The following is a 12,304-nucleotide window of genomic DNA, read 5'->3' on the forward strand; positions in this document are numbered from 1 at the left end:
CCGGGCAAATACTGGGTTAACGGCTAAGGCCGTACCTAGTTAATCTTCTGCTCGTGGCCTACCCACGCTTCCTCGCGCAGTTCGTTCTTGCGAACCTTGCCCGTGGAGGTGCGGGGGAGTTCTTCGAGAATGCGTACGTCACGCGGCACCTTGTAGCCGGCGATGTGCGCGCGACAGTAGGCGATCACGGCTTCTTCCAAAGCGGACTCGTCTCCGCCGCGGGCCTCCGGGCGCAGGGTCACATAGGCACGCGGACGCTCGCCCCACTTCTCATCTGGTACGCCGATGACTGCACAGTCGGAGATGTCGGGATGGCTGATAACGGCCTGTTCGACCTCGATGGTGGATATGTTTTCGCCGCCGGAAACCACCACGTCCTTGGCTCGATCCATCAGCTGGATATAGCCGTTGGGGTGCATTACTCCGAGGTCGCCGGTGTGGAACCAGCCGCCACGGAAGGCATGCGCGGTGGCCTCTTCGTCCTTGAAGTAGCCGGCCATGATGCCGTTGCCGGTCAAGATAATCTCGCCCAGGGTCGCACCGTCGGCGGGCACGTCTACCAGTGCTTCGTCTAGGTGTTCGGTCGGCTCGATCACGCGCACGTCCTCGTTGGTAACGGAGGCCACGCCTTGCCGGGCTTTCAGAACCGCGCGACGACGAACCGTCATGTCCGCCCACTCGGGCTGCGCCTCGCAGACGGTGAAAGGCCCGTAGCTCTCGGTCAGACCATATACGTGGGTGACCTCCACGCCGATGTTTTCGCAGCGAGTGATAGTCGTAGGGCTCGGCGGCGCACCAGCGGTGGTAACGCGCAGATTGGTCACACGGCGCTTGTTCTCGTCATCTACCAGCGTGTTGAGCACGGCCGGAGCGCCGCACATGGCGGTCACGCCCTCGGTACGGATCAGCTCCCACATCTCCGGGCCACGCACCGCGCGCAGAGCCACCTGTGTAGCGCTGACGGCCATCGCCGCCCAGCCTGTGCACCAGCCGGAGCAGTGGAACATCGGCAGCGTCCACAGGTACACGGTGTCGTGGCTGAAGTGCTGTGTGTGCGCCTGCCCCAGTGCGTTCAGGTATGCGCCGCGGTGGGTGTAGATCACGCCCTTCGGCTTTCCAGTGGTGCCGGAAGTGTAGTTGATCGCAATAGTCTCGTTCTCATCGTGCACGCGGTAGGGCAGTGGCTCTTCGTCACGGTGCCCGGCCAGGTAGTCGCTAAATGTTGTTACTAGTGACGCCCCCTGCGCGTCAGTTTCTCCCTTTTCCACCTGGGGTTCTACGCCTTCTTTGTCGGCGATGTACACCGCACGGCGAAGGTTTCGCTCGCCACTAGCGAGGATGGGATCGATCAGTTCCTTCTCGCCGACGAGGACGTTGATGGAGGAGTGGTCGAGGATGTAGTTAACTTCCTTGGGTGCAAGGCGGGTGTTGATTGGTACCGTCACTGCATTAGCCAGCGGCACGGCGAACTGGGCAAGCAAGGCTTCGTAACTGTTCGCAGCGAGGATGCCCACGCGGTCGCCCTCGGCCACGTGGTCGGCGATGAGGGCGTGGGCGAAGGCCTGAGCGTCTTCGTTAAACTCCGCGAAGGTGATGCGCCGTGGTCCGTCGACTGCGGCGATCTTGTTGGGGTGAACCTGCGCGGAGCGTTGGAGGAAGCGCAGGGGTGTCAGGGGAGCATTCAGGCCATGCTGCGATGCGAAAGTCATGACCGAGACTGTAATTCAGATCACTAAAATCTGTGGGAGCTTTGCGGAAATTGAGTTTTGTTACGGTGGAATGCGATGAGGTATTTAACGTTCACTAAGGAAACTGCAGGTTCGCAAATCAGCCGCCCCGTTTCACGCATAGCTCGCTGTAGCGCCGCAGTAGTAGTGGCGGCTGCGCTGGGGATCTCAGTCGCCGCCTGCTCGTCCAAGGATTCCGACGACGGCGCCACGGACAAGGAAACCGTGACCACCACGGTGCAGGAAAGCGCCGAGGCTTCCGGTTCCTCTGAAGAGTCTGAGCAGCCCCGGGATACTCAGAAAGCTCCCGCGCAGCAAAGCCCGGGCAGCAAGCTCCACAAGATCTCCGTAGACGGGAAGGCTGTGGATACCAAGCTGCTTTCCCCTGTACGCTGCGAGCTGGGCGAAGACGATGGACGCGAGGTACTTGAGGTCGACTTCGGCAAGGACGATGATGACCGTAACGAGCTGGACATCGATATCTACACCGATCAGCCAGCCCTAGACTCACTGGAGTTCGAGTACCAGGGTGTGGAGTACGAGATCGACGACGAGCATGCCGTCTCGGCCACGGTCAAGCGCCAAGGCGACAAGTATGTTGTCGAAGGAACTCCGGTGGAGGACGACTCGCACCGCACGATCGCCCTATCCGTGGAGTTCACCTGCGCCAGCTAATGGCGGCGTTATAGCCCGCTGGCTATAGCGCGCTGCGCCAGGGGTTCTTGGTATCCACCAAGAACTTCTCCACATCCTCCGGACGCGCCCGCAAGGTTGGATCGAAGTCCAGGTATGCCTTAGTCTCCCGGGCGATGAGCCCGGAGAGGATCAGCAAGCCCACCAGATTCGGCAGCGCCATCAGGCCGTTGGCGATGTCTGCAAAAGTCCAGGCCAGACCGATCTCCGTGGTGGCTCCGACGAACACCACGCAAGTGAACAGCATGCGGTAGGGCAGGGAAGCCCAGGAGCCGAAGGCGCGTTCCGCGTTGCGTTCGCCGTAGTAGGACCAACCCAGAATCGTGGAAAAGGCGAAGAACACGATGGAGAGGGAGACGATGGTGCCGCCCCACTCCGAGCCGATGCCCTTGCTAAAGGCCTGGGCGGTCATGTTTGCCGCATTCTCCTCACCGGTGTCCCACACGCCGGTGGTAACGATCACCAGGCCGGTCATGGTCACCACGATGATCGTGTCGATAAACGTCTGGGTCATGGAAACCAGGCCCTGGCGCACCGGGTGAGTGGTCTTCGCTGCAGCCGCTGCAATTGCCGCCGAGCCCATGCCGGACTCGTTAGAGAAGATGCCGCGAGCCACACCCATCTGCATAGCCAGCATGATGCCGGAGCCTACGAATCCACCGGTGGCAGAGGTTCCCGAGAAGGCGTCATTAAAGATAAGTCCCAGAGCATTCGGGATGTCGCCAGCGTGCAAAGCCAAGACCACAAAGCCGCCGCCGATGTAGATAAGAATCATCAGTGGAACGAAGGCGGAGGTCACCCTGCCGATCGAACCAATGCCGCCGAGAAGAACCGCGCCGACCAGTACGAACATCACCGCGCCGGTGACGGTGGGGCTGACGTCGAACGTGTCCTCCAGGCCCGCGGCTACGGCATTACCCTGCGTCAGGTTGCCGATGCCAAAGGAGGCGATGATGGCCGCGATGGTGAAGAACCACGCTAGGAACGTGCCCAGGCCACCCGGGATACCTCGCGATAGATAGCGCTGCGGGCCACCGGAGACATTGCCCTTGGAATCGGCCACGCGGAAGCGCACGCCCAGGAAGGCCTCCGAGTACTTGGAGGCCATACCCACCAGTCCGGTGATCCACATCCAGAAGAGCGCGCCGGGACCACCGATGGAGATGGCGGTGGCCACACCGACAATGTTGCCTACGCCGACCGTCGCGGCCAGCGCAGTAGTGAGGGCCTGGTACTGGGTGATGTCGCCGTCGCCGCCCTCATCGTCCCGGTCGATAAGCCCGTGGCGCAGGGCGACGAATAGTTTGCGGAATTGCACGCCACCAAGGCGGATCGTTAGCCACAGACCAGTGAGTAGCAGTAATGGGATCAAGAGCCATTGGCTCCAGATGAACTGGTCGATCTTGTCCAGATTGTTTTGTAGGGATTCGGCGAAGGAAACGTCTTGCATGGACTACAGAGGTTACGCCTGTAAATAAGAGAGGAAGAAGAATTTAGCGAAATTCGCGGAGGGTGTTTGCTGTGGCCAAGTATTCAAAGAGCAGCGGCAGGGGGCGTTAAAAGGGCGGTGTAGCACTGAAAAACCTGCCGGAATCGGGCACGATAAATGGTGAGTAGCAAGAAAATGCTTTCAGGCACCGACCGAAGGAATCATCATGCACCCACGTGCTGGCCAGCCCGCCACCCCCGACGACCTCACCGACATCCCAGCCCTCCTGGAGGCTTACTCCGCCACGGTTCCGAATCTGGCTGACCCAGGCCAGCGCGTGAGCTTCGGTACCTCCGGTCACCGTGGCAGCGCTTTCGATGGGGCCTTCAACGAGGCACACATCCTGGCCACCACCCAGGCCATCGTTGACTACCGTCGCGAGCAGGGAATCAACGGCCCGGTTTTCATCGGCCGTGACCCGCACGCGCTTTCCGAACCGGCCGAGGCTACCGCACTGGAGGTTCTGGCTGGCAACCAGGTGACCGTGAAGGTAGACCAAGAGCGCGGGTTTGTACCCACCCCCTCGATCAGCTTCGCCATCCTGGAGTACAACAAGCAGTTGCCCGGCGGCCCAGAGGGCACCGACGCAGGTCGAGCCGACGGCATTGTTGTCACCCCCTCCCACAACCCACCGCGTGACGGTGGCTTCAAGTACAACCCGCCAACCGGCGGTCCGGCGGATACCGATGCCACTAGCTGGATCGCCCGCCGCGCCAACGAGTACCTGGATGCGGATCTGTCTGGCGTGCAGCGCTCCACCTCCACTGAACTGGTGGAAAACCACAATTACCTGGGCAATTACGTTGCTGCGCTGCCGGAGGTCATCGACATTGAGGCCATTCGTAGCGCGGGCGTGCGCATCGGCGCCGACCCGATGGGTGGCGCCTCCGTTGCCTATTGGGAGCGCATCGCCGACGTACACGGCCTGGACCTCACGGTCGTCAACCCCACCATCGACCCGGCCTTCGGGTTCATGACCTTGGACTCCGACGGCAAGATCCGCATGGATTGCTCTTCGCCGTCCGCGATGGCCTCTCTGGTCGACGCTGTTGTAGGCGCCGGTGGGGCTTCCTATGACATCGCTACTGGTAATGACGCCGATTCCGACCGCCATGGAATCGTCACCCCAGATGCAGGCCTGATGAACCCGAACCACTACCTCGCTGTCGCTATCGAGTATCTGTTTAGCCACCGCGAGAACTGGCCGCAGGATGCCGCCGTGGGTAAGACCCTGGTCAGCTCCTCCATGATCGACCGCGTGGTGGCCCGCATGGGGCGCAAGCTGATGGAGGTTCCGGTTGGGTTCAAGTGGTTCGTGCCGGGGCTGGTCAACGGATCCGTGGGCTTTGGTGGAGAAGAATCGGCAGGTGCTTCCTTCCTTCGCCACAACGGGCAGGTCTGGTCTACCGATAAGGACGGTATTATCGCTGACCTGTTGGCGTCCGAAATCAAGGCAACGACCGGCAAGAGCCCGTCGGAGCGCTATAAGGAGCTAGCCGCGGAGCTCGGCGCCCCGCAGTACAAGCGCATCGACGCACCGGCCGATCGTGAGCAGAAGGAGCGCCTGAAGAAGCTCAGCGCTGACGACGTGGAGGCTACAGAGCTGGCGGGTGAGAAGATCGAAGCGATCCTTACCGAGGCGCCGGGCAACGGTGCGGCCATCGGTGGGGTGAAGGTAACTACCGCAAATGCCTGGTTCGCCGCGCGCCCGAGTGGCACGGAGGACAAGTACAAGATCTACGCGGAGTCCTTCAACGGCGCTGAGCACCTGGACCAGGTGCTGGAGGAGGCGCAGGTTGTTGTGGACGGCGTGCTCGGATAGATCCCCGGCCGCCCCAAGCCATTCACGGCGGGGGTTTGGCGAACCCCCGCTAGCCGCCGTTAACAGCGCGGTTTACTGCAGGTAAGCGTATTATCACGGGGTCAATTCAGGGTTTTGCCAGACTTCTGCGATAGTGTCTTGCCTTAGTAGACACTTCATCATCTTGAAAGGAACGCTCAGTGAGCCAGAAGATCAAGGCCCCTAACGCTTCTAAAGGGGGCAATGGCTTCCTGTGGGGAATCATTGCGATCCTCGTCATCGCGGCCGTGGCCATCGGTTTTATCGTGTACAACAACCAGCAGCACAAGGTCGATAACATCAGCCTGCCTAATGACAAGGTGAAGGTGAAGATGACGGCCGAGGACGCTACCGTCACCTTGGAGTCTGAGGACGCTGGGGACGATGTGCCGGTCGTCGAGGTTTTCGAGGACTTTAGCTGCCACTACTGCGCGCAGCTGGAGACTGCCTCTAGCGCCGACGTGAAGCAGGCGCTGGAAGACGGCAAGCTGAAGGTGAAGTTCCGCTTCTTGAACTTCCTGGACCGTGGCGACGAGTCCGGCCCTTCCACTCGCGGAGCAGCTACCGCTTGGGCAGTAGCTAAGAGTGGCAATGTGGACGCATTCTGGAACATTCACCGTCTGATGATGGACGAGCAGTCCACTGTCACCCGCCAGTGGGACTGGGATGACCTCGCCAATGCTGCAGAGAAGATGGGTGCGGACGACGGAGTGGTCGACAATATCCGCAACGAGTCCGTCAAGGACGAGGGCGCGAAGATCTCTCGTACGAACAATAAAGAGGTCGAAAAGCGCGAGGGCAAGGTCTCCTCGCCGCTGCTGTACAAGGACGGCAAGCGGTTCGATCCGCCGGTGAACTCGGACGAGAGTCTGGGCTCCTGGGTCCCGGTTGCGCTGGAAGGAAAGTAAAACCTTACCCCCAGCGCCGACCTGGCGATTTGGAGAACTCAATTCCAGTGTTGTAGTTTTAAGTCCGTTCGCTTCGCAGGGATAACCCGCAATAGGGGATCTCTTGAGTAGCAACGGGGCTATGGCGCAGCTGGTAGCGCACCACACTGGCAGTGTGGGGGTCACGGGTTCGAATCCCGTTAGCTCCACAGAACAGACAACCCCAGCTTGGTTACGAGCTGGGGTTTTTCGCGTGCTACGCTTGATTCATTGCTTCCCTGTGCCACCGACTCACCCTGCGCCAGAAACAGATTGTTTGGGGGTGGGGTCGGGCGTGAGGGCGTCAGAAAAACAAAGAGAGTGAGCACATGAACGGTCTTGGGGCGACGAAGCGCTTCGGCTTCACCTTCCTGGTGTTGTCCACGGTCGGGCTGATTTTCTCCGCGCTGATTATGCACGACAAACTGCAGTTGGCGCTGAATCCCGACTTCCAGCCTGCCTGCACTATCAACGAGGTGATCTCGTGTACCGATGTGATGGCTTCGGATCAGGCGTCTGTGTTCGGATTCGCGAATCCATTCATCGGGCTAATCGGCTTCCCCGTGACGATGACCCTCGGCGTGATGTTGATCGTCGGCGCCAAGCTGCCTCGTTGGATGTGGTACTGCGTACTCGCCGGACTGGCGCTAGGTGTTGTGTTCGTGCATTGGCTGGCCTACGCCGCGATTTACCAGATTGGCGCGCTGTGCCCCTACTGCATGGTCGTGTGGGCGGCGACCCTGCCGATGTTCGTGATGACGTTGGTGCACTTCCTGCGCGAGCAGCGACGCGAAGCGGGAGAGGATGTCCCGCACTCTGCGCTGGGGATGCCACTGCTGGTTGTTATCGCCTGGTTCCTGGCGTTTACCGCGCTGATCTTGGATCAGTTCGTTTTCTAGCTAGTTCGCGCGCCACCAGCTTTCGTGCGGCGCTGCTACTGTGCGCGCCACCAGCTTTCGTGTGGCGCGACCGGCAGGTGCCGCTTGTGGCGCGAACGGAACCACAGCTTCTCGATGTGGTCTGCGACCTGCGGGTCGATGTCGGCCGCGCCGTTGGTGCTCTCTAGGTAATCGTCCAGCTGTGCATATGTCACCCCCAGTGCTGCCTCGTCGGGGAGTGCGGGGCGGTCTTCCTCCAGGTCAGCGGTGGGAACCTTCTGCCACGTGCTGTCCGGGGCACCGAGGTGCCGCAGCAGTGCCGCCCCCTGCCGCTTCGTGAGCCCAGCCAACGGCACCAGATCCGCCGCGCCGTCGCCGTGCTTGGTGTAGAAACCGGTGATTGCCTCCGCGGCGTGGTCCGTGCCGACGACCAGCCCACCTAGTTCCCCCGCCAACGCATACTGCGCGATCATGCGCTCGCGCGCTTTGATGTTGCCCTTGTTGAAGTCGCCAACCTGTGCGATGTTGAGGGCCTCGCTGGTCGCGCGCGCCGATGCGTCGGTTGCTTCCTTGATGTTTACGGTGACACCCATACTCGGCTCGATAAACTTCAGCGCCACCTGCGCGTCGTCCTCGTCTGCTTGAACTCCGTACGGCAGCCGCACGGCGCAGAAACGGTAGGGCTGTTCTTGCCCTGCCTGCCCAGTGTGGGCAGTCTGCTGGTTGAGGCGCTCGACGGCCAGCTGGCATAGCCTTCCGGCGAGAGTGGAGTCTTGGCCCCCCGAGATGCCCAGCACCAGGGTGCGCACGCCCGTGGTTTGCAGGTAGTCGGTAATGAACTGCACGCGGTGCTCGACTTCCGCGGCCGGGTCGATGGTGGGACGCACTCCCAGCTCTGCGACGATGCGTGCGTGCAACGGCCGCGCGCTGGTCGGTTGGCTGGGGGAGTTGTCGGCGGAGGTGGGGTTCTGGTTTGGCTGGTAGGCAGAAGAGCTCATGGGATTGATGCTAACCCGGTAGGTGGCGTGCGTGCTGGTTCCGCCCGGATGCGCCCCGGGTAGGCTGCTTGCACTCATTTGGTTTTGAGGGAGTGGGTGGGTAAACTCATCGTTTGTGTTTGTGCCGGGCGGCATAAACGGGTCTTAGCCTGTTAGCCTGTACTGCCTGGCGATGTAAGAAAGTCGATGAGGAAAGGAGCGCCCGATGAAGGTCCGCAAGTCCCTTCGGTCGCTGAAGAACAAGCCGGGCGCTCAGGTCGTTCGTCGCCGCGGTAAGGTCTACGTGATCAACAAGAAGGATCCCCGCTTCAAGGCTCGCCAGGGCTAAGAACCGCTTGGGTTCCACCTTCCCCCGCCTCCTTTTCGGTGTTGTTTACACCGTGGAGGCGGGGGATTTTTCGTGCAAAATCTGGGCTTTGAAATTACAAGCATGTTTTTCATGTGGCTAGATGTAGTGGTGGGAAAATCCGCCACCTGCGAATACGCAAGATGTAACTACTATATATTGTGCTCTGGCTTTTAACCTGCCCCAAAATGTTGTGTTTTAGCGGTTGTCTTACACGCTTGTGATGTGTAGTCTTAAGCAAGTCAATGAGGGGCACGGTTCGCCAGCGCCCTGCCTGACGAACGCTTGCTAAAACCAACACCGATAGCGCCCACAAACCAGGAGAATGACAGCCACCATGATCACCGTCTACACCAAGCCCGCATGTGTTCAGTGCAATGCCACCAAGAAGGCCCTCGACAAGGCTGGTCTGGAATACGAGCTTGTGGACATCAGCCTTGACGACGAGGCTCGTGACTACGTCATGGCGCTGGGCCACCTGCAGGCTCCCGTGGTCGTCGCTGGCGAGGATCACTGGTCCGGCTTCCGCCCGGATCGCATCCGCTCCCTGACCGCTAAGGCCGCTTAACCCTCGCGTGCCGTTCCGCCTTCACCCTCCCAGGTGGGAGCTATTTTTGCGCGTGCCACTGTCTGAATGAGGCTCAATGCTAATCACGTATTTTTCCTCCACGACGGAGAACACCCACCGCTTCGTGCGCAAGCTCGGGCTGCCTTCCTCTCGCATCCCATTGAAGCGTAATGACGCCCCACTGCTCGTCGACCAACCGCATGTATTGGTCGTACCGACATACGGCGGGGGAGCGGGGATGACGGGTGACTATTCTCGACCAGTTCCAAAGCAGGTGATCAAGTTCCTCAACGTGGAGCAAAACCGCAAGTGGCTGCGCGGGGTGATTGGCGCAGGGAACATCAACTTCGGGTCGGACTTCGCCAAGGCTGGCGAGGTGATCTCCGCCAAATGCCAGGTGCCGTACCTGTACCGCTTCGAACTGATGGGCACGGAGGAGGATGTCCACCGAGTGCGCGAGGGGCTAGCCGAGTTCGAGGCCTCTCTGCGGCACGAGGGCCGGTGGAACCTAGCGAGCTGACATGGCAAGTGTGAAGCGGAGAATAGAACAACTGCTTTGCACCCGCCCCGCACATGTCCGGGGCACTGATTAGAATCGAAACGAATGCACGAGCGCGCGGCATTGTACTTAGCGCGAGTTTTTGAGGAGAACACATACACATGACTGGCACCGAGCTTGGCAAGACCGTTCAGGAGCCCGTTGACCAGCGGGAGCAGCTGGATTATCACGCTCTGAACGCGATGTTGAACCTGTACAACGATGCAGGGGAGATCCAGTTCGACAAGGATCGCGAGGCTGCAAACCAGTACTTCCTGCAGCATGTCAACCAGAACACCGTTTACTTCCACGATCTGGAAGAAAAGGTTAAGTACCTGGTGGACAACGAGTACTACGACCCCGAGGTGCTGGATCAGTACGAGTTCAGCTTTGTGAAGTCCCTGTTTAAGCAGGCCTACGCGAAGAAGTTCCGCTTCCAGTCGTTCCTGGGTGCGTACAAGTACTACACCTCCTACACACTGAAGACCTTCGACGGTCGCCGTTACCTGGAGCGTTTCGAGGACCGCGTGTGCATGGTTGCATTGGGGCTGGCGGCGGGGGATACCGAGTTGGCGTCCAACCTGGTCGACGAGATCATGGACGGCCGCTTCCAGCCTGCAACGCCAACCTTCCTCAACATCGGCAAGAAGCAGCGCGGTGAGCCGGTTTCGTGCTTCCTGCTGCGCATCGAGGACAACATGGAGTCCATCGGCCGCTCCATCAACTCCGCGCTGCAGCTATCCAAGCGCGGCGGTGGCGTGGCTCTACTGCTGTCGAATGTGCGAGAAGCCGGCGCGCCAATTAAGCACATCGAGAACCAGTCCTCCGGCGTAATCCCCGTGATGAAGCTGCTGGAAGATGCCTTCAGCTACGCCAACCAGCTGGGCGCCCGCCAAGGTGCCGGTGCGGTTTACCTGCACGCTCACCACCCGGACATCCTGCGATTCCTGGATACCAAGCGCGAGAACGCGGATGAGAAGATCCGCATCAAGACCCTCTCGCTGGGCGTGGTGATTCCGGACATCACCTTCGAACTGGCCAAGCGCAACGACGACATGTACCTGTTCAGCCCGTACGACGTTGAGCGCGTGTACGGCAAGCCGTTCGCCGATGTCTCCGTCACCGAGCACTACGAGGAGATGGTGGAGGATCCGCGCATCCGCAAGTCCAAGATCAACGCGCGTGCATTCTTCCAGACTCTGGCGGAGATCCAGTTCGAGTCGGGCTACCCGTACATCATGTTTGAGGACACGGTGAACAAGGCCAACCCGATCGAGGGACGCATTACCCACTCCAACTTGTGCTCCGAGATTCTGCAGGTCTCCACCCCGTCGGAGTTCAATGCTGACCTGTCGTACAAGCAGATCGGTGACGATATTTCTTGCAACCTGGGCTCGATGAATATTGCGAAGGCGATGGATTCGGAGGACTTCTCCAAGACCATCGAGACCGCCATCCGTGGCCTGACCGCCGTGGCGGACCAGACCTCCATCGACTCCGTGCCTTCGGTGCGTCAGGGTAACGACAACTCCCACGCCATCGGCCTGGGCCAGATGAACCTGCACGGATTCCTGGGGCGTGAGCACATCCACTACGGTTCCGAAGAGGCGCTGGACTTCACCAACGCCTACTTTGCGACCGTGATGTATGAGGCGTTGAAGGCTTCCAACAAGATCGCCCAGGAGCGCGGGGAGAAGTTCCACAACTTCGAAAACTCCCAGTACGCCACCGGAGAGTTCTTCGACCGCTACGATCCGGCCGAGTTCGCCCCCAAGACGGAGCGCGTGCGCCAGATCTTCGGCAACTCCAGCATTCAGGTGCCCACCGCGCAGGATTGGCAGCAGTTGAAGGAAGCTGTGCAGGCCCACGGCCTGTACAACCGAAACCTGCAGGCTATCCCGCCGACGGGTTCGATCTCCTACATCAACAACTCCACGTCCTCGATTCACCCGATCGCCTCCAAGATTGAGATCCGCAAGGAGGGCAAGATTGGCCGCGTGTACTACCCGGCTCCGTACATGACGAACGAGAACCTGGAGTACTACGAGGACGCCTACGAGATCGGCTACGAAAAGATCATCGACACCTATGCTGTGGCCACGAAGTACGTGGACCAGGGCTTGTCGCTGACCCTGTTCTTCAAGGACACCGCCACCACGCGCGACATCAACCGCGCGCAGATCTACGCATGGCGTAAGGGGATCAAGACGATCTACTACATCCGCCTCCGCCAGACTGCGCTGACCGGCACGGAGGTCGAGGGCTGCGTAAGCTGCATGCTCTAAGTGGGGGAGTGGCTGG

At 60.3% G+C, this 12,304-nt stretch carries 11 protein-coding genes and 1 tRNA gene; 9 read left to right on the forward strand and 3 right to left on the reverse strand.

The window, feature by feature from the left end; all coding sequences use genetic code 11:
* Nucleotides 1–35 precede the first annotated feature (35 nt).
* Nucleotides 36–1,709 carry an AMP-binding protein gene (locus CJEIK_RS02445; RefSeq protein ID WP_005294308.1) on the reverse strand — a complete coding sequence of 558 codons (1,674 nt, stop codon included), beginning with the start codon at nt 1,707–1,709 and terminating at the stop codon, nt 36–38.
* Between the two features lie 165 nt (nt 1,710–1,874).
* Between CJEIK_RS02445 and CJEIK_RS02450 the strand changes: the two genes are divergently transcribed.
* The gene (locus CJEIK_RS02450) at nt 1,875–2,402 is read left to right on the forward strand and encodes a lipoprotein LpqH (protein ID WP_005294306.1); all 528 of its coding nucleotides are present in this window, start codon (nt 1,875–1,877) and stop codon (nt 2,400–2,402) included.
* Nucleotides 2,403–2,424: 22 nt separating this feature from the next.
* On the opposite strand, the gene CJEIK_RS02455 is transcribed toward CJEIK_RS02450, so the two are convergent.
* Nucleotides 2,425–3,870 carry an alanine/glycine:cation symporter family protein gene (locus CJEIK_RS02455; protein ID WP_005294305.1) on the reverse strand — a complete coding sequence of 482 codons (1,446 nt, stop codon included), beginning with the start codon at nt 3,868–3,870 and terminating at the stop codon, nt 2,425–2,427.
* Between the two features lie 205 nt (nt 3,871–4,075).
* Between CJEIK_RS02455 and pgm the strand changes: the two genes are divergently transcribed.
* The 4 genes from pgm (at nt 4,076) to CJEIK_RS02475 (ending at nt 7,574) form a co-directional block, all read left to right on the forward strand.
* Nucleotides 4,076–5,731 carry a phosphoglucomutase (alpha-D-glucose-1,6-bisphosphate-dependent) gene (gene pgm, locus CJEIK_RS02460; RefSeq protein WP_005294303.1) on the forward strand — a complete coding sequence of 552 codons (1,656 nt, stop codon included), beginning with the start codon at nt 4,076–4,078 and terminating at the stop codon, nt 5,729–5,731.
* A gap of 179 nt (nt 5,732–5,910) precedes the next feature.
* The gene (locus CJEIK_RS02465) at nt 5,911–6,657 is read left to right on the forward strand and encodes a DsbA family protein (protein ID WP_005294301.1); all 747 of its coding nucleotides are present in this window, start codon (nt 5,911–5,913) and stop codon (nt 6,655–6,657) included.
* 115 nt (nt 6,658–6,772) lie between these two features.
* Nucleotides 6,773–6,845, forward strand: a tRNA-Ala gene (locus CJEIK_RS02470).
* A gap of 159 nt (nt 6,846–7,004) precedes the next feature.
* Entirely contained in the window at nt 7,005–7,574 is a 570-nt protein-coding gene (locus tag CJEIK_RS02475; RefSeq protein WP_005294299.1) for a vitamin K epoxide reductase family protein, read from the forward strand.
* A gap of 35 nt (nt 7,575–7,609) precedes the next feature.
* On the opposite strand, the gene nadE is transcribed toward CJEIK_RS02475, so the two are convergent.
* Entirely contained in the window at nt 7,610–8,551 is a 942-nt protein-coding gene (gene nadE, locus CJEIK_RS02480; protein ID WP_005294297.1) for an ammonia-dependent NAD(+) synthetase, read from the reverse strand.
* A gap of 205 nt (nt 8,552–8,756) precedes the next feature.
* On the opposite strand from nadE, the gene ykgO reads away from it, so the two are divergent.
* The 4 genes from ykgO (at nt 8,757) to nrdE (ending at nt 12,288) form a co-directional block, all read left to right on the forward strand.
* The gene (gene ykgO, locus CJEIK_RS02485) at nt 8,757–8,879 is read left to right on the forward strand and encodes a type B 50S ribosomal protein L36 (protein WP_003852698.1); all 123 of its coding nucleotides are present in this window, start codon (nt 8,757–8,759) and stop codon (nt 8,877–8,879) included.
* Between the two features lie 355 nt (nt 8,880–9,234).
* Nucleotides 9,235–9,465, forward strand: coding sequence for a glutaredoxin-like protein NrdH (gene nrdH, locus CJEIK_RS02490; protein WP_011273153.1), 231 nt, complete (start codon nt 9,235–9,237; stop codon nt 9,463–9,465).
* Nucleotides 9,466–9,541: 76 nt separating this feature from the next.
* Nucleotides 9,542–9,985 (forward strand): class Ib ribonucleoside-diphosphate reductase assembly flavoprotein NrdI, encoded by a 444-nt coding sequence (gene nrdI, locus CJEIK_RS02495; RefSeq protein WP_005294171.1) that lies wholly within the window; start codon nt 9,542–9,544, stop codon nt 9,983–9,985.
* Nucleotides 9,986–10,125: 140 nt separating this feature from the next.
* A complete protein-coding gene (gene nrdE, locus CJEIK_RS02500; protein ID WP_005294168.1) occupies nt 10,126–12,288 on the forward strand; it encodes a class 1b ribonucleoside-diphosphate reductase subunit alpha in 2,163 nt (720 codons plus the stop codon).
* Nucleotides 12,289–12,304: the final 16 nt, after the last annotated feature.

It is taken from the genome of Corynebacterium jeikeium, from assembly GCF_028609885.1.
In the GTDB taxonomy this organism is placed as follows: domain Bacteria; phylum Actinomycetota; class Actinomycetes; order Mycobacteriales; family Mycobacteriaceae; genus Corynebacterium; species Corynebacterium jeikeium.